The sequence below is a fragment of the Amycolatopsis pittospori genome, from assembly GCF_013870525.1.
GTDB lineage: Bacteria > Actinomycetota > Actinomycetes > Mycobacteriales > Pseudonocardiaceae > Amycolatopsis > Amycolatopsis pittospori.
In genome coordinates this window covers 1-17,232 of record NZ_JACBXD010000078.1, presented here as the reverse complement: position 1 = coordinate 17,232, position 17,232 = coordinate 1, and the positions used below count along the sequence as shown (strand labels likewise).

Annotated in this window: 15 protein-coding genes; 3 read left to right on the top strand and 12 right to left on the bottom strand. The window is 70.0% G+C overall.

Annotation, left to right across the window (positions count from 1 at the left end; translation table 11 throughout):
- Positions 1-226: 226 nt before the first annotated feature.
- Together H5J31_RS31425 and H5J31_RS31420 are read right to left on the bottom strand one after the other, a co-directional pair.
- On the bottom strand, positions 227-853 hold the full coding sequence (locus H5J31_RS31425) for an NUDIX domain-containing protein (RefSeq protein ID WP_181776294.1): 627 nt from the start codon (positions 851-853) through the stop codon (positions 227-229).
- Complete coding sequence (locus H5J31_RS31420; RefSeq protein WP_181776293.1) at positions 850-2,550, bottom strand: CTP synthase; 1,701 nt, start codon at positions 2,548-2,550, stop codon at positions 850-852. The genes H5J31_RS31425 and H5J31_RS31420 overlap by 4 nt, the downstream gene beginning before the upstream one ends.
- Positions 2,551-2,638: 88 nt before the next feature.
- On the opposite strand from H5J31_RS31420, the gene aroA reads away from it, so the two are divergent.
- Positions 2,639-3,925 (top strand): 3-phosphoshikimate 1-carboxyvinyltransferase, encoded by a 1,287-nt coding sequence (aroA, locus tag H5J31_RS31415; protein ID WP_181776292.1) that lies wholly within the window; start codon positions 2,639-2,641, stop codon positions 3,923-3,925.
- A gap of 25 nt (positions 3,926-3,950) precedes the next feature.
- Here aroA and H5J31_RS31410 read toward each other — a convergent pair whose 3' ends face one another.
- Together H5J31_RS31410 and H5J31_RS31405 are read right to left on the bottom strand one after the other, a co-directional pair.
- Complete coding sequence (locus tag H5J31_RS31410) at positions 3,951-4,910, bottom strand: aminoglycoside phosphotransferase/kinase family protein (protein WP_181776291.1); 960 nt, start codon at positions 4,908-4,910, stop codon at positions 3,951-3,953.
- Positions 4,911-4,929: 19 nt separating this feature from the next.
- Complete coding sequence (locus tag H5J31_RS31405; RefSeq protein ID WP_181776290.1) at positions 4,930-5,607, bottom strand: GntR family transcriptional regulator; 678 nt, start codon at positions 5,605-5,607, stop codon at positions 4,930-4,932.
- Positions 5,608-5,766: 159 nt separating this feature from the next.
- Between H5J31_RS31405 and H5J31_RS31400 the strand changes: the two genes are divergently transcribed.
- Both H5J31_RS31400 and H5J31_RS31395 read left to right on the top strand, forming a co-directional pair.
- A complete protein-coding gene (locus H5J31_RS31400; RefSeq protein WP_181776289.1) occupies positions 5,767-7,209 on the top strand; it encodes an NCS1 family nucleobase:cation symporter-1 in 1,443 nt (480 codons plus the stop codon).
- Positions 7,209-7,919, top strand: a complete 711-nt coding sequence (locus tag H5J31_RS31395) for an aspartate/glutamate racemase family protein (protein WP_181776288.1) — start codon at positions 7,209-7,211, stop codon at positions 7,917-7,919. The genes H5J31_RS31400 and H5J31_RS31395 overlap by 1 nt, the downstream gene beginning before the upstream one ends.
- Before the next feature lie 62 nt (positions 7,920-7,981).
- Here H5J31_RS31395 and H5J31_RS31390 read toward each other — a convergent pair whose 3' ends face one another.
- From H5J31_RS31390 to H5J31_RS31355, 8 genes are all read right to left on the bottom strand, one after another.
- Positions 7,982-8,929: a copper transporter gene (locus H5J31_RS31390; RefSeq protein WP_181776287.1), complete on the bottom strand. Its 948-nt coding sequence runs from the start codon at positions 8,927-8,929 to the stop codon at positions 7,982-7,984.
- A complete protein-coding gene (gene steA / locus H5J31_RS31385) occupies positions 8,926-10,110 on the bottom strand; it encodes a putative cytokinetic ring protein SteA (RefSeq protein ID WP_181776286.1) in 1,185 nt (394 codons plus the stop codon). The genes H5J31_RS31390 and steA overlap by 4 nt, the downstream gene beginning before the upstream one ends.
- 127 nt (positions 10,111-10,237) lie before the next feature.
- Positions 10,238-12,085, bottom strand: a complete 1,848-nt coding sequence (recN, locus tag H5J31_RS31380; protein ID WP_207899090.1) for a DNA repair protein RecN — start codon at positions 12,083-12,085, stop codon at positions 10,238-10,240.
- Positions 12,086-12,138: 53 nt separating this feature from the next.
- Positions 12,139-13,050, bottom strand: coding sequence for an NAD kinase (locus H5J31_RS31375; protein ID WP_181776285.1), 912 nt, complete (start codon positions 13,048-13,050; stop codon positions 12,139-12,141).
- Positions 13,047-13,862: a TlyA family RNA methyltransferase gene (locus H5J31_RS31370; protein ID WP_181776284.1), complete on the bottom strand. Its 816-nt coding sequence runs from the start codon at positions 13,860-13,862 to the stop codon at positions 13,047-13,049. Before H5J31_RS31370 ends, H5J31_RS31375 begins: the two co-directional genes overlap by 4 nt.
- Before the next feature lie 4 nt (positions 13,863-13,866).
- Complete coding sequence (locus H5J31_RS31365; RefSeq protein WP_181776308.1) at positions 13,867-14,073, bottom strand: hypothetical protein; 207 nt, start codon at positions 14,071-14,073, stop codon at positions 13,867-13,869.
- Positions 14,074-14,131: 58 nt separating this feature from the next.
- On the bottom strand, positions 14,132-15,121 hold the full coding sequence (locus tag H5J31_RS31360) for an HAD-IIA family hydrolase (protein WP_181776283.1): 990 nt from the start codon (positions 15,119-15,121) through the stop codon (positions 14,132-14,134).
- On the bottom strand, positions 15,114-17,072 hold the full coding sequence (locus H5J31_RS31355) for a hypothetical protein (RefSeq protein WP_181776282.1): 1,959 nt from the start codon (positions 17,070-17,072) through the stop codon (positions 15,114-15,116). Before H5J31_RS31355 ends, H5J31_RS31360 begins: the two co-directional genes overlap by 8 nt.
- Between the last annotated feature and the right edge of the window lie 160 nt (positions 17,073-17,232).

Sequence of the window (17,232 nt, the reverse complement as noted above, 5' to 3'; positions counted from 1 at the left end):
GTGTCGCGAAAGCCACTTTCGCAACGTTGAAGGTTGCGAAAGTGGCTTTCGCAACACCTGCCATGAGACCGAGCGATGAGGGGCGACACGAGGCACTGTGCCGCCCGGTCCCGGCTGCTCCCCGACTCCAGGTGCGTGAAGGCCCCCGCCCACTCCCGAATGCTATGAACGACCCGTTACTTGCAAATTTTGCAAGTAACGGGTCGTTCATAGCAGCGCGAAGCGGCTAGAGACCGCGCGAAGCGAACTTCGTCGGCCGGTCCTCCCAAGGCGCGTCCGCGGGCCGGGACGCGCCGGCACCCGAAAGCACCGCGTGCGCGGCCAGCACTCCGCCGACGGTCGCCCCGTTCACCAGTTCACCCGCCAGCGCCATCCGGACCGCCTCGGCGAGCGGGAACTTCCGCATGACGAGGTCGGCCTCCTCCTCACCGAGGATCTCCCTGTCCACTTCGGACAGTTCGCGGGCGAGGTAGACGCGGACGACCTCGTCGGTGAAGCCGGGGGACGCCGCGACGTCGACCAGGGTCTCCCAGCGCCCGGCGCTGAGCCCGACCTCCTCGACCAGCTCGCGTTTGGCGGCGCCGACGGGGTCCTCCCCCGCCTTGTCGATCAGGCCGGCGGGCAGTTCCCACAGCCGCCGCCCGATCGGGTGGCGGTACTGGTGGATCAGCGTGACCGCGCCTTCGGAGTCGAGCGCGACGACGGCGACAGCGCCGAGGTGCTCGACGACCTCACGGCGAGCGGTCCCGCCGCCGGGCATCACGACCTCGTCGACCCGCAGCCCCACGACGCGTCCGATGTGGACGTCCCTTGTGGACGCGACGGTGAACTCGTGCTTGCCGGGCTCGGTCACCGGGCCACCACGGGGACCTCGGGCAGCTCGACCGGGAGCCGCTCGGCGACCTTGCGGTCCACGACGGCCTTCACGAACGAGCTGAACAGCGGATGCGGCCGGGTCGGGCGGCTCTTGAGCTCCGGGTGGGCCTGGGTGCCGACGAAGAACGGGTGCTTGTCCGCGGGCAGCTCGACGAACTCGACCAGGCGGTCGTCGGGCGAGGTGCCCGAGAACACCAGACCGGCCTCGGAAAGGCGCTTGCGGTAGGCGTTGTTGACCTCGTAGCGGTGACGGTGCCGCTCGGAGACCTCGGTGCTGCCGTACGCCTTCGCGACCTGCGAGCCCGGCTTGAGCTTGGCGATGTAGGCGCCGAGCCGCATCGTGCCGCCCATGTCGCGCTCACCCGCGACGACGTCGCGCTGGTCGGCCATCGTGGAGATGACCGGGTTCGCGCTCGCGTCGTCGAACTCGGCCGAGTTCGCGTCCTTGATCCCGGCCAGGTTCCTGGCCGCGTCGATCACCATGCACTGCAGGCCGAGGCACAGGCCCAGCAGCGGCAAGCCGTTCGTCCGGGCGTAGGCGATGGCGCCGACCTTGCCCTCGATCCCGCGCACGCCGAACCCGCCGGGCACCAGCACACCGTCCACACCGGACAGTGCGGCGGCGGCGCCTGCCGGGGTCTCACAGGAGTCCGAGGCGACCCAGGAGATCTCGACCTTGGCGCGGTGGGCGAACCCGCCCGCGCGCAGCGCCTCTGTCACCGAAAGGTAGGCGTCCGGCAGGTCGATGTACTTGCCGACGAGCGCGACCCGCACCGTCTCCGACGGGTTGTGCACGCGGTCGAGCAGGTCGCCCCACACGGTCCAGTCGACGTCGCGGAACGGCAGCCCGAGGCGGCGCACCACATAGGCGTCGAGCGCCTCACGGTGCAGCACCTTCGGGATGTCGTAGATCGACGGCGCGTCGGGGCAGGCGATGACGGCTTCGGTGTCCACGTCGCACATCAAGCCGATCTTGCGCTTGAGGTCCTCCGGCAGCTCACGGTCGGCGCGGCAGACGAGCGCGTCGGGCTGGATACCGATGTTGCGCAGCGCGGCGACGGAGTGCTGGGTCGGCTTGGTCTTCAACTCGCCCGAGGGGGCGAGGTAAGGCACCAGCGAGACATGGAGGAAGAAGCAGTGGTCACGGCCGACGTCGTGGCGGACCTGACGGCAGGCCTCCAGGAACGGCAGCGACTCGATGTCGCCGACAGTGCCGCCGACCTCGGTGATCACGACGTCCGGGCTGTTCCCGTCCTCGTCGGCGCCGGCCGCGGCGGTGATCCTGGCCTTGATCTCGTCGGTGATGTGCGGGATGACCTGCACGGTGTCGCCGAGGTACTCGCCACGGCGTTCCTTGGCGATGACCTCGGAGTAGACCTGTCCGGTGGTGACGTTGGCCTTGCCGTCGAGGGCCCGGTCGAGAAAGCGTTCGTAGTGCCCGATGTCCAGATCGGTTTCGGCGCCGTCGTCCGTGACGAACACCTCACCGTGCTGGAACGGGTTCATCGTGCCTGGATCGACGTTGAGGTACGGATCCAGCTTCTGCATCGTGACCCGGAGCCCACGTGCGGTAAGGAGCTGACCCAGGCTGGAAGCCGTGAGTCCCTTACCCAGAGAGGAGGCAACGCCTCCGGTGACAAAGACATACTTGGTAGCCCGCGACTGAAGTCCCACGGGCTTCCACCTTATCCCACGCCCGCGGAAGCGCTCATCGGCCACGCCGCAAGCGTCCGATGGAGTGGAAAACCGCTACCCTCGCGGCGTGACAGACGCGCAGGACACCTGGACCGCACCGGTGGCGGAAGGCCCGCTCGACGCGGACATCCGCGTCCCCGGTTCGAAGTCGATCACCAACCGGGCCTACGTCCTGGCCGCGCTCGCGAGCGCGCCGACGCGGGTGCGGACCCCGCTCGACTCCCGGGACGCCCGGCTGATGCTCGGCGCCCTGTACGCCCTCGGCGCCCATTCGCAGGAGAGCATCTCCGGCTACCTCGTGCATCCACTCGGCCCCGGACGCGTGCATCCCGGCGACACCGTCCGGGTGGAACTCGGCAACGCGGGCACGGTCGCCCGGTTCACGCCCGCGCTCGCCGCGCTGGGCACCGGCCCGGCGCTGTTCGACGGCGACGAGGCCATCCGCCGCCGTCCGATCGGGCCGCTGCTGAAGGCGTTGCGCGGCCTCGGCGCCCGCATCGACGACGATCGCCGCGAGGCGCCGCCGTTCACCGTCCACGGCGAAGGCGGGATCCGGGGCGGCAAGGTCGACCTGGACTCGTCGGCGTCGAGCCAGTTCCTGTCGGCGCTGCTGCTCGCCGGGCCGTCGTTCCAGCAGGGCGTCACCGTGCGCCTGGTCGGCGGCGCGGTGCCGAGCGAACCGCATATCGCGATGACCGTGGAGATGCTGCGTCGTTTCGGTGCCACTGTGGACCGCGAGGGCGCCGAGTTCCACGTCGCCCCCACGCGGCTCTCCTGCCCCGAGTACGTCGTCGAGCCGGACCTCTCGACGGCCGCGCCGTTCGTCGCCGCGGCCGTCGCGACCGGCGGCACCGTCCGGATCGCCGGCTGGCCCCAGCGGACGACCCAGCCGGGCGACTGGCTGCGCAGCCTGCTGCCGTTGCTCGGCGCCACCGCCGAACTCGACGCGGGCGGCCTGACGGTCACCGGCACCGGCACGATCCCGGGCGTCGAACTGGATCTGCACGAGGTCGGCGAACTGACCCCGGTGATCGCGGCGTTGCTGTGCTTCGCCGAGGGCCCGTCGGTCATCTCCGGGGTGGCGCATCTGCGCGGCCACGAGACCGACCGGCTGACCGCGCTGGCCACCGAACTGTCGTCGTTCGGCGCCGACGTCCGCGAGACCGAGGACGGGCTGAGGATCACGCCGGCGCCGCTGCACGGCGGGAAGTTCCACACCTACGACGATCATCGGCTGGTGATGGCGGCGGCCGTCCTGGGCCTGCGCGTCGAAGGCGTCGAGGTGGAGAACCCGGAGACGGTCGGGAAGACCTTCCCCGGATTCGCCGAAGCCTGGACCTCGATGCTCGGCTAGCCCGGACCCCGCCCCACCACCACCCTCAACGGGCAGGCTTCGCCTGGCTGCCAACACCCGCACCAGCGAAGGGCGTTTCGCGCCACTGGTCGATCATCGGCTTGAGACCGTCCACGAGCATCGGCAGGTCGGGCGCCATCGATAGGCACGCGACCAGTTGCAGCAGGCTCACGGCCTCCAGCGTCCGGAGCACGCCGTCGTCGGCCTTGCGCAGTCCCAGCTTCTCGGCGGCCGCGTTGTAGGCCTCGATGCCCTCGGGACCGTTGAAGGCGAGGTCGCGCTCGATCGGGCCGCGGTTGACGAGTTCGAAGTCGGCGTAGAGGTCGCCCTCGGTGGTGACGATCAGGTTGTAGCCCGGCGCGTCGCCGTGGATCGGCTGGACCGTGACGCCGGGGAACGCCTTGGTGAACGCCTCCTCCGACGCGAGCAGCGGCCGGAAGACCTCCCATTCGCGACGGGCGCGATCGAGGTCGGCGGGGTCGAGCAGCTCCGGACGGCCTTCGAGCTGGGCGAGACCATCGGGGATGAACGGGTCGAGCCCGGTCAAGAACGCCAGCTCGCCGGGGTAGTCGCGCAGCGCGGCGTGCAGCTTGGCCACGAGTCCGGCGGAATACGCCACGGCGAGATTCGCGTCCTCGACGAACTCGATGTACTCCCAGAAGGTCATCGAGAAGCCGTCGCGCTGAACGGGTTCCGCCGGCACCAGCGGGCTCGGCTTGACGACCGGGAGTCCTCGCTCGCCAAGCCAGGCGGCGACGGCGAGCTCACGCCGCTGGTCGATCAGCTGGGTTTCGAGGGTCGTCGTCCGCGGCAGCACGGTCGGCACGCGCACGACCACGGGCGAAGGCGCCAACCGGACGATGACGGAGAAGACGTCGTACAGGACCTCGGGTTCGTCGACGGTGACGCCGAGGTCGCGGCCCGCGGAAACCGCGGCGGCCACCGCCCGCGCGGTGCGGGCGGCCCGTTCTTCATCGGTGATCATCCCCCGATCCTGGCACGGTTCAGCCCGCCGAGCGTTCGCCGTCGTCCTCCGGGAACAACGTCCGCACCGTGACCGCACGATTCACCCGGACGTGCTCGACCGCCTGGGTCCGCGCCCGGTCCGCGTCACCTGAAGCGATCGCGTCGTAGAGACGGCGGTGCTCGTCGAGCAGTTCGCCCCAATGCTCGTTCTGGCTGGTCAGCCAGCGCAGCCTGCCTTCGAGCGGCCGCAGGATCTCGTGTAGCAGGCCATTACCCGCCAGCGCGACGATCTCGTCGTGGAAGCGGGTGTTGAGTTTGGTGATCCGGGCAGGATCACCCGATTCGGTGGCACGGGCCGCGTCGGCGAGCAGCCGTTCGAGTGCGCGGAGTTCCGGTTTGCCCGCCCGCTCGGCGGCCAGCCCGGCGGCGAGTCCTTCGAGCGCCTCACGGACGTCGAACAGCTCCTCGACGTCCGCCTTGGCCAGCTGTCGCACGACGATCCGCCGCGGCGACTGCACGACGAGGAAGCCCTCCGCTTCCAGGCTGCGGATGGCCTCGCGTACCGGGACCCGCGATACGCCGAGGTCTTCGGCGAGTTCGCGTTCGACCAGCCGGTCCCCCGGCTTCAACCGCCCGGTGAGGATCCGTTCGCGCAGCTCGTCCCGGACGCGCTGCCGGGTCGCGCCCAGCGGCTGCCGCGGTCCTTCCTCGGTCACCCGTCCCCCGCTCCTTCACCATGCCGTAACAGCTCGTAACCCGAGTTTATCGGCAGAAACCTTGACGACGGGCCACCGCGGGGTGATATTTGGGATACCAAATTTTGGGATACCAAATCGACCGGACCGCACGGCTTCACCCCGTCGATCGGAGGCCGCATGACCGCCGCCCCAGCCACCCGGACCGAAGCGACCACGGCGGATCAGCCCGATCCCCGGCTCTGGAACGAGGACCTAGCCCCGGCGAAAGAGCGCCGCTGGAAGGTCTACGACATCTTCGCGCTGTGGATGTCGGACGTGCACAACCTCGGCAACTACACCTTCGCGGCCGGCCTGTTCGTCCTCGGGCTCTCCGCCTGGCAGGTGTTCACCGCGCTGTTGTTCGGTTTCGTGGTCATCTACTTCGGCATGAACATGATGGGGCGGATCGGCCAGAAGACCGGTGTCCCCTTCCCCGTCGTCGCCCGCATCAGTTTCGGCACCTTCGGCGCGAACCTGCCCGCGCTGATCCGCGCCATCATCGCGATCTTCTGGTACGGCATCCAGACCTACCTCGCGTCGGTGGCCATCACGCTGCTGGTCCTCGCGATCGATCCGGGGCTGAAACCGTTGACGGAGGTCGGTTTCCTCGGCCTGCACGCCCTCGGTTGGATCTGCTTCATCGCGCTGTGGCTGGCGCAGGCACTGGTGCTCACCCGCGGTATGGAAGCGGTGCGCAAGTTCCAGGACTGGTGTGGTCCGGGCATCTGGGTGGTGATGATCGCGCTCGCGGTGTGGGTGCTGGCCGCCGCGGACTGGAACATCTCCCTGACCGGTAACCCGAAGGCGTTGTCCACCGGCGAACAGGTGCGGCAGTGGTTCGGCGCGGTGGGGCTCATCCTGTCGATCTACGGCACCCTGATGCTCAACTTCTGCGACTTCTCCCGGTTCGCCCCGAACCAGAAAACGGTGCGGCGCGGCAACTTCTGGGGTCTGCCGATCAACTCGACGGCGTTCGCGCTGCTTTCGGTCCTGGTGACCGCGGGCAGCCTGCAGGTGTTCGGCGAGGCCATCACCGACCCGGCGGAACTGTTGGCGCGTATCGACAACACGCCCGTACTGATCATCGGCGCGCTGACCTTCGCCATCGCCACCATGGGCGTGAACATCGTCGCGAACTTCGTCTCCCCCGCCTACGATCTGGCCAACATCTGGCCGAAACGGATCACATTCACCATCGGTGGGATGATCAGCGCGGTCGCGGCCCTGTGCGTGCTGCCGTGGAAGCTGTACTCGTCCCCCGCCGTGGTCAACTACTTCCTCGGCGGTCTCGGCGCGTTCCTGGGCCCGCTGTTCGGGATCATGATCGTCGACTACTACCTGATCAAACGCGGCCGGATCGACGTCGGCAAACTATTCGTGGCCGGGCCGGACTCGCCGTACCACTACAAACGCGGCGTGAACCCGTCGGCGATGCTCACCTTCCTGCCCACGGCCGCGTTGTCCGCGGTCATCGCACTGGTGCCGTTCTTCGCCCCGGCCGCGCCGTACTCATGGTTCATCGGCACCGCCTCCGCCGCCGCGCTCTACCTGGCGGTGGCGCGGAAACAGCGGGCCGCGTGATGCGGATCCTGGTCACCAACTGCAATACGACCGAAGCGATGACGAAGGAGATCGAGGCGGGCGCCCGTGCCGCGGCGAGCCCCGGTACCGAGATCCTGGCCAGAACGCCGTTGTGGGGTCCCGAATCCGCGGAGGGATGGCTGGACAGCTTTCTCAGCGCGGCGGCCGTCCTCGACCTCCTGAACGGGCTGGACGAGCCCTACGACGCGCTCGTGATGGCCGGTTTCGGCGAACACGGCCGGGAAGGGGCACGGGAACTGCTCGACGTCCCGGTCGTCGACATCACCGAGGCGGCCGCGCATCTGGCCTGCCTGCTGGGAAGGCGCTACGGCGTGGTGACCACATTGGACCGGACGTGCGGGCTCATCGAAGACAGTCTGCACGCGTCCGGGGTCGCGCAGAACTGCGTCGGCGTCCTCGGTGCCGGGCTGGGCGTCCTCGAACTGACCGACGAACGCCGCACGGAATCGGCCCTGCTGACCGCCGGACGCCGTGCCCGGGACGCCGGCGCGGAAGTCCTCGTCCTCGGCTGTGCCGGGATGACCGGACTGGACCGCCGGATCTCCGCGATGCTGGACATCCCGGTGATCGACGGCGTCGCGGCGGCGGTCCGCCTGGCCGAATCCCTGGTGTCCCTGAACCTCAAGACCAGCCGGGCCGGTTCCTACGCCCGCCCTTTGCCCAAGACCCGCGTCTGGCCCCGCGTTTAGTCCTCTGAATGCGGTAGTTGCACGCGCAAGGATCGCATTCAGAGGACTGAACGCGAAGGGGGTCAGTTGCCTTCGGCGGCGATGCCCGGCGCGGGAGCCTGGGCGTTGCCGGCGATGCCGTAGCGTCCGGCGCCGCCTTCGAGTTGTTCGCGCAGCGCCATGATCGTGGTGACCCGGCCCGCCGAGGTCTCCGCGTTGTCCACAGTGGACAGGATGGAGGTCGACGAGGTGTCGGCGCGCACGACGCCGATCGCGCCGGTGCCGTCGGCCGATCCGGCGTCGCCCGCGAGCACCGTGCCGGCACCCGAACGGTCGAGCTGGGCGGCGAACCGCGCGACGGTCGAGGCACGGTCGCCCGCGCCGTCGCCGGTGTACTTGGAGCCGGTGAGCACGATCGCGAGCTGCGCGGGCTTCACCTCGCCGCCGGTCTTGAGGAAACCACCGTCGGTGAGCCCGCCGAGCGCGGCGGCCAGTTCCACCGGCGTGGACTGCGGCTGCGCGTTGTCCTTGTTCAGCAGCGCCACCGAACCGAGCAGCGCACCGGCCAGCGTGCCCGGGTCGCCCGCGGTCGGGAACTGGACACCGGCGGGCTGAAGACGGCTCACGACGTCACGCAGCTGGTCGGACCGCATCGGGTCGGAGAAGGCCTCGGTCAGCTGGATCTCGCCGGTGACCGACGCGCCGGCCTGCGCGACGAGCTGCTTGAGCGCGTCACGGTCCGCGGGCTTCGCGTCCTCCGTGGTCACCAGGACCACCGAACGCTTGTCCAGCTGACCGGCGACGACCTTCGGTCCCATCGCGCCGGCGAACGCGTCCGCGTCGCCGAGACGGGCGTTGAGGGAGTTGCGCTGCGCTTCCAGATCCGCGACCTGGGTGCCCAGGTCCTCCTTCTGCCCGGCGAGACCGGACAGCAGCGTGCCGTTCAGCGCCGTGGAGCCGAGCACCACGCCGATGGCGAGCGCCAGGAAGCAGGCGGCGATGGAAACGATGTGGTACCGCAGAGAAATCACGTGAAGAGTCCCTTGCCCCAGGCGATGAACGAGTTCCAGGTGTCGCGGATCCAGTCGAGGTAGACCGAACCCACGTCCGAGACGAGCAGCGCGGCCGCGACGGCCACCAAGGTCGCCACGACCAGCAGGACGATGGCGCCGATCGACACCCGGCTGCGGTGCAGCGTCGCGACCGCCTTGCCGTCGACCAGCTTCGTGCCGAGTTTGAGCCGGGTGAGGAACGTCGACGGATTCGACCCGGACCGGCCGTGGTCGAGGAATTCCCGCAGCGTCGCCTGGAAACCGACGGTCACCACCAGGCTCGCCTCGTGTGCGTCGGCCAGCAGCAGCGCCAGATCCTCGGCGTTACCCGTGGCGGGGAAGGTGACCGCGCCGATCCCGAGGTCCTGGATGCGCTCGACACCCGGCGCGTGCCCGTCCGGCTGTGCCGGGACCACGACCTCGCCGCCACTGCGCAGCGTCTCCGCGCCGATGCCGTGCGGGTCACCGACGATGACGTCCGGCAGGTAGCCCTGCGCGCGAAGCGTGTCCGCCCCGGCGTCGACACCGATCAGCACCGGCCGGTGCTCGGAAATGTACTTCTTCAGTTTCTTGAGGTCTTCGGCGTGACCGTTGCCGCCCGCGACCACGAGGGCGTGGCGATCCCGCAGCGGAACCCGGATCTCCGGCACGCCGACGCCGTCGAGAATGAGACTGCGTTCCCGGCGGAGGAATTCGATCGTGTTCGCGGAGAAGGCCTCCAGCTGGGTGGACATCCCGGCCTTGGCTTCGATCATCTGATCCGCGACGCTCTCGCGCGTCTGCTGGACCCCCGAACCGATCTGCCGCTCACCGATGTAGACGACGCCCTCGTGCAGCCGGAGCTTCGTCCCGTCCTTCACCTTGCGCAGCAACTCGCCGCCGACCGAATCGACCAGCGGGATGCCTGCCTCGAGCAGGATCTCCGGGCCCAGGTTGGGGAACCTGCCCGAGATCGACGGCGAGGCGTTCACCACCGCCGCGACTTCGGCCTCCACCAAGGCATCGGCCGTCGAACGGTCGAGATCGAGCTGGTCCAGGACGACGATGTCGCCCGGGCTCAGCCGGCGAAGCAGTTCGCGCGTACGCCTGTCGACCCTGGCGACGCCGGTGATACCGGGGAGGGCCTCTTGGTTACGCGTGAGCAAGCCGGTGAGCTTCATGCGACCGATAGTGACAAATCGGTGCGGCCATATGCGTCCGCCACGCCGAAGAAAACACGCCGATTAACCCACACCGGGTCGGGCTACGCCGGTTGTCCCACGAAGGGGTCGACCCGGTTTCGGAGCGTTATTTCGCCTTCTTGCGCTTTCCGCCGCGGCGGGCTTTGGGCTTGTCGGGCGCGCTCTTGTCGGCCTCGGCGACGGCGAGCAATTCCTCCGCGTGCGCCCGGCCGGTCTCGGTGCTTTCCATTCCGGCGAGCATCCGCGCGAGTTCGACGACGCGCTCCGATTGTTCGAGCACGCGCACGCCACTGCGGGTCACCCCGCCACTGGTGCCCTTGTCCACCACCAGATGCTGATCGGCGAACGCGGCCACCTGCGGCAGGTGCGTGACCACCAGGACCTGGTGGCTGCGCGCCAGCCGCGCGAGCCGCCTGCCGATCTCCACCGCCGCGCGGCCGCCGACACCGGCGTCGACCTCGTCGAACACCAGCGTCTGCACGGTGTCCGCATGCGCGAGGACGACCTCGATCGCCAGCATCACGCGGGAGAGCTCACCGCCGGAAGCGGCCTTGTGCACCGGCAGCGGCGGTGCGCCGTTGTGCGCGCGGAGCAGTAGTTCGACGTCGTCGACGCCGTCAGGTCCGGCGTGCACCAGCCTGCCGTCGATCTTCACCGCGTGGGTGTCGCTCTCGTCGACCGTGCGCCGCTCGACGGTGATCTCGATTTCGGCCTGGCCCATGGCGAGCCCGGCCATCTCGGCGGTGATCGCCTCGGCCAGTTCCGCGGCGGCCTCGACCCGGGCCTCGGACAGGGTGAGAGCGTGTTCCGCCAGCGTGACGGCCAGTTCGTCGCGGCGCTTCGCCAGCCCGGCCAGCGCCTCCTCGGAGGTGTCCATCGTGGACATCCGGCGACGGGCGTCGTCGGCCCAGGCGAGCACACCGTCCACATCGGCCGCGTACTTGCGGGTGAGCCGCTTCAGGTCGGCCTGACGTGCGAGCACCTTCTCCAGCAACGCCGGGTCGGCGTCGAGGGTTTCGAGATAGCTGCCCAGCTCGGTGCCCACTTCGGACAGCAGCACCGACGCCTCGTCGAGCCTGGGCCCGAGCTCACGCAGTACCGCGTCCTCGGAACCGGTCAGGTGGCGCGTCGCCTCGCCGATCAGCCCCAGCGCCCCGGGAGCGTCCGGATCCCCGTCGGGCGAACCCGCGACGGCGGCGTGCGCGGCGCTCGAGGCGGCCCGCAGTTCGTCGACCGCGGCCAGGCGCTTGATCTGCTCGGTGAGTTCGGTGTCCTCGCCGGGTTCCGGCGCGACGGCGTCGATCTCGGCGAGACCGTGCTTCAGCAGGTCGGCCTGTTGCGCCATCTCGCGGGAGCGGGTGGACCGCTCGGTCAGTTCGGCGACGACGGCGAGCCATTCGTCCCGGACAGCGCGGTACTGCTCCAGCGGTTCGGTGACGGCTTCACCAGCGAACCGGTCGATCACCGCGCGCTGCTCGGCGGGCCGCAGCAGGCGCAGCTGATCGTTCTGCCCGTGCACCGCGATCAGCTGCTCGGACAGGTCGGCCAGTACGCCGACCGGCACCGAACGGCCACCGAGGTGGGCGCGGGACCGGCCGTCGACCGAGACCGCGCGCAGCGCGATGACGCTGCCGTCCTCGTCGACCTCCGCCCCGGCGTCGGTGACGATCCGGGTGGCGCCCTCGGCGCCGCCCAGCTCGAATCGGCCTTCCACGAAGGCCTTCAGCATTCCCGTTCGCACCTTGGACACTTCGGCTCGGCCGCCGGAGAGCAGGTGCAACCCGCTGACGACCATCGTCTTGCCCGCACCCGTCTCACCGGTGACGACGGTGAAGCCCGCGTGCAGTTCCAGCAGGGCGTCCTCGATGACTCCGAGGCCCTGGATGCGCATCTCGGCCAGCACGACGCCCACCGTAGCGGCCCACCCCGACGGTTCCCGCACCCGCCACGTCATGAACGGACCTTTCATAACAAAATCCGTTATGAAAGGTCCGTTCATGACGTCGGTCAGCGGGCGTGTCGCTCCCGCCAGCCCTTGATCGGCAACGAGAACTTGTGCACCAGCCGGTCGGTGAACGGGCCTTCCCACAGCCGGATCAGCCGCACCGGCACCCGGCCACAGGTGACCCGTACGGCCGCGCCGGCGGGAAGATCGAAGGTCCGCGATCCGTCGCAGGTCAGGACGGCGGGCGAACCGTCCGGATCGATGGCGACGGTGATCTCCGAGTCACGGGAGACGACCAGCGGCCGCGAGAACATCGCGTGCGCGTTGCTCGGCACCACCAGCAGTGCCTGGACGTCCGGCCAGATGATCGGGCCGCCCGCGGAGAACGCGTACGCCGTCGAGCCGGTCGGAGTGGCGCACAGGACGCCGTCGCAGCCGAAGGACGACACGGGCCTGCCGTCGACCTCGATGAGCGCGTCCAGCACCCGCTCCCGCGAGCTCTTCTCGACGCTCGCCTCGTTGAGCGCCCAGGTGTGGACGGTCTCCTCACCGTCGACGGTGACCATCACGTCGACGGTCATCCGCTCTTCGACCTGGTAATCGCCGTCGACGGCGCGCTGGACCGTGTCGGCCAGCTTGTCCGAATCGGCCTCGGCGAGGAAGCCGACGCGGCCGAGGTTCACGCCGAGCACGGGGACGCCGTTCGGCCTGGCCAGTTCGGCGGCCCGCAGGAGGGTGCCGTCACCGCCGAGTACGAACACCAGCTCGGTCCCGGCGGCCGGGTCCTGCTCGGGCGCCATGACCGTGCAGGGCGCGCCGATCCCGCCGTCTGCCTCTAGCATCTCCCGGACGTCCTCGTCGAGTACCCGCAGCCGCACACCGGCCTTGGCGAAACGGGCCGAAACCTCGCGTGCCGCGTCCCGGGTCGCGTCCCGGTCCGGGTGCACGACGAGCAGCACCTCGCGATCGCTCATTGGGGTCCCTCCAGGACTGCGGTCCGGACGAGCCGTTCGGCGTCGGTGCCGACGGTCTCCCCCGCCCCGCGGGTAAGCCAGACGAAGTATTCGACGTTCCCGGAAGGTCCGGGAAGCGGGCTCGCCACGACGCCGCGCAGGCTTAGATCCAGCTTCTCCGCCTCGGCGAGCACGCCCAGCACCGATTCGGCCCGCAGCTCCGGGTCCCGGACCACGCCGCCGCTGCCGAGCCTGTCCTTGCCCACCTCGAACTGCGGTTTCACCATCGGCACCAGATCGGCGCCGTCACGCGCGCAGGCCGCCAGAGCGGGCAGGACGAGTTTGAGCGAGATGAACGAGAGATCCCCGACGACGAGGTCGACCTGACCGCCGAGATCCTCCGGCGTCAGGTTGCGGACGTTCGTCTTGTCGAGGACGACCACGCGGTCGTCGGTGCGCAGGCGCCAGTCCAGCAGGCCGCGGCCGACGTCGGCCGCGATCACCGTGTCGGCGCCGTTGCGCAGCAGGACATCGGTGAAGCCACCGGTCGAGGCACCGGCGTCGAGGCAGCGCTTTCCCTCGGTGGAAAGGCCTTGTGGCGTGAAGGCTTCGAGGGCGCCGAGCAGCTTGTGCGCGCCGCGGGAGGCCCAGCCGGGGTCGTCGCCGTCGCGCACCACGATGGGCGCGCCGGACTCGACACCGGTCGCGGGTTTGGTGGCCACCATCCCGCGCACACTGACCTTGCCCTCGGCGATGAGGGCGGACGCCTGCTCGCGGGAGCGGGCCAGACCCCGCCGGACGAGCTCCGCGTCCAGGCGGGCGCGTTTGGGCACGCGGTCAGACCTTGTCGATGGTGGACAGCGCCACCGTCAGCTCGGTGTGCACGGCTTCGAAGCGATCGACGTGCTCCGACAGCGGCAGAGCGGCGAGGTCGTCGAGACCGGCTACGGCCTCGTCGATCCCGGCACGCGGATCCGTGTCCTGCTGCGAGAACTGGTCGGCCTGCACCGGCGGCGGCCCGGGGACCGGCGGAGGGCCGGGCAGCGGCGGCCGCGGAACGGGGTGGAAGTGGTCTTGCACCCCACCAAGTTAGCAGCGCTGGTCAGCCGAGGCGCAGCTCGCCGAGCGCGGCGCGGGCGGTGTCGCCCACACCACGGACCTCGGTGATCCCCGACTCCCAGGCCACCGCGCACAAGGCACGCAGGAGGTCCAGGGAGTCGCCTTCACCCTCGGCCTCGAGCACGTCACCCTGTGCGGTGACGCGCCAGCCGTCCTTGGGGCCGATTTCGAGCAGATCCGCCCTGGTGCTCAGCCCTGTCAGGTCCTCCGCGAGGTAACGCGGGCGCTCCTCGGGAGTCGCCTTGAGCAGGGATTCCGCGTCGGCGACACCGGTCATGACGCACAGAGCGTCGATCCCGGCCGCGACCGCGCCCTCGATGTCGGTGTCCAGCCGGTCGCCGACGACCAGGGCACGCTCCGCGCCGGCGTCCTTCGCCGCCGTCGTGAACAGCAGTGGGGCCGGTTTGCCCGCCACGAGCGGTTCGACGCCGGTGGCGTGACGCAGCGCGGCCACCATCGATCCGTTGCCCGGCAGCAGACCGCGTTCGGTCGGCAGGGTCGCGTCGACGTTGGTCGCCACCCACAGCGCGCCCGCGCGGATGGCGAGACACGCCTCCGCGAGGGCGGCCCAGGTGTTGTCCGGGGAATGCCCCTGCACCACAGCGGCCACGTCCGGACCGGCTTCCCGGACCGTCCGCAGCCCTGCGGACTCGATTTGGGCGGCCAGTGATTCCGTGCCCACGACGAGTACGACGGCGCCCTGAGGCAGCCGCTCACCCAAGAGGGCGGCGGCCGCCTGAGAGCTCGTGTGGACCTCCGCGGGGTCGGCGGGCAGTCCCAGCGCCTCCAGGTGCGCGGAGACCTCCGCGGGCGCCTTGGAGGCGTTGTTCGTGACCCACCGGACGGCCGTGCCGTGGTCCCGGAGCGCCCGGAGGGCTTCCGGGGCGCCCGGGACCACTTTGCTGCCGTGATAGACCGTGCCGTCGAGGTCGAACAGGACCGCGTCGTACCCGGCCGACAGGGCGTCAGCCATTCGTGAGCTCCGCGGCGCGCTCGGCGGCGTCGGTCTCGTCCTCCTCGTCGGCCTCTGCCGCGTTCAGGAACCAGCGGACCGCTTCGTCCTTGCGGTCCGCGGCGGCGAGGTTGTCGGCGTAGGCGTAGAACAGCCGGGCGCTCCACGGGTCGCGCTTCTCCGCCTTGAGGTCGTCGCCCTGCAGGGAGACGACCGCGGCGTCCAGCTGGCCGAGGTCACGGCGCGCGCCGGCGGCGACGATCGCGAGTTCGATCTGGGTCGCCTTGCCGAGACGCTCCTTGTCGACCTCCTTCGCGAGGTCGAGCGCCCGCTCCGGGCGGCCGATGGCGCGCTCGGCGTCCGCGATGATCGCGATGTGCTCGTCGGACCGGGTCATCCGGCGGACGGCCCGCAGCTCGGACAGCGCCTCGGACCAGAGGCCCGCGTGGTAGGCGACCAGGCCGAGCGCCTCACGGACGATCGGGACCCGCGACGCCTTGGCCTTCGCGTACTTGGCGTGCTCCATCGCGGCTTCGGGATCTTCGTCGATCAGACCGCCCGCGGCGACAAGGTGCTTGCCGACGGTTTCCGCGAGTGCCTTGGGCAGGGTGCGGAGTTCACGGCGGACCTCTTCGTCGAGGTCGGAGAACTCGATGCCTTCGGGCAGTTCCGGAGCCGACAGCAGCTCGCGCGCCAAGGTCTCGTCGTCGACCGGCTTGTCGTCGGTACGAGGCGTCGAACGGAAGTCCTTGCGGCCCTCGGAACGGTCACGCTGGGGACGGTCGTCGCGCTTGTAGCCGCCGCCACCGCGGGAGTCGCTTCGCTTGTCGTCGTAACGCTTCTCCGGACGGTCACCGGAAGGCCTGCGGTCGGGACGGTCGCCGCCACGGTTGTCCCGGTCGCCATAGGACTTACGCTCGTAGCCACCGCCGCTGGGACGGCGATCGCTCGACGAGGGGCCGCGCTTGTCGTCCCGGCGGTCGCTGTTGTAGCCACCGGAACGCGAACCGCCGCGGTCGTCGCGGTAGGACGGACGACGGTCGTCGCCGCGGTTGTCACGACTGTCGCGGCTGTCGCGGTCGCCGTAGGACTTGCCCTGGGGGCGTCCTTCGTAGCGGTTGCCGGACGGGCGGTCGTCGGAACGGCCGCGGTTGTCCGAGCCGTAGCCGGAACGGGCCGGGCGGCTGTCGGAACGCTTCTCGTACCGGCCTTCGGAACGGTTGTCCGAGCGGCTGTCCGAACGGTTGTCGGAGCGGTTGTCGTAACGACGCTCGGGACGGCTGTCGGACGAGCGATATCCGCCGCGGTCGCCACCACGGCTGTCACCGCCACGGCTGTCCGAGCGATACCCACCACGGTCACCACCGCGGTTGTCGCTGCCACGGTTGTCCGAGCGATATCCACCGCGGTTGTCGCCACCGCGGTTGTCCGATCGGAAACCACCACGGTCATTGCCACGGTTGTCGCCGCCGCGGTACCCACCGCGGTCTCCACCTCGGCTATCGCCGCCGCGGTTGTCCGAGCGGTAACCGCCGCGGCTGTCCCGGCTGTCGCGACGGTCGTCGGAGTGGTAGCCGCCGCCACGACGGTCGTTGTCGCGGCCGCCGGAGCGGTCGTCACGACGGTCGCCGGCACCAGGGCCGCGACGGTCGTCGTTGTTGTAGCGCGGACGGTTCTCGTCACGTCCCTGGCCGGCGAAGCGGCCGCCGCCACCGGAGCGCTGGTCACGAGGACCGTCGCCACTGCGCGCGGGCTTGCCGGGGTAACTGCCGGTACCACGGGCTCCGCGGTCGTCACGGCGCGGACGGCCCTGGTAGCCACCGTCGCGGCCACCTCGGTCCTGCCTGCCGCCGGCGGAACCACGCCGGTCACCTCGCTGCGCGTCAGACCGGCCTCCGCGGGGACTCTCGTCCCGGCGGCCCGACCGGCCGGACGCGCCATCATCTGAGTCACGTCGACCGAACTCGGACACCTGGCCTCCTGCCACTATTGAAAAAGTTTCGATACCGGCGACACCCATCGGGCGCGCCAACGGACCACTGTAGTCCGTCCCTGGACATGAAAAGAGACAGGGCCCTGACCGGGGAGAACCTGTTAGGGGTTCTCAACCCTGGTCAGGACCCTGTCCTGAA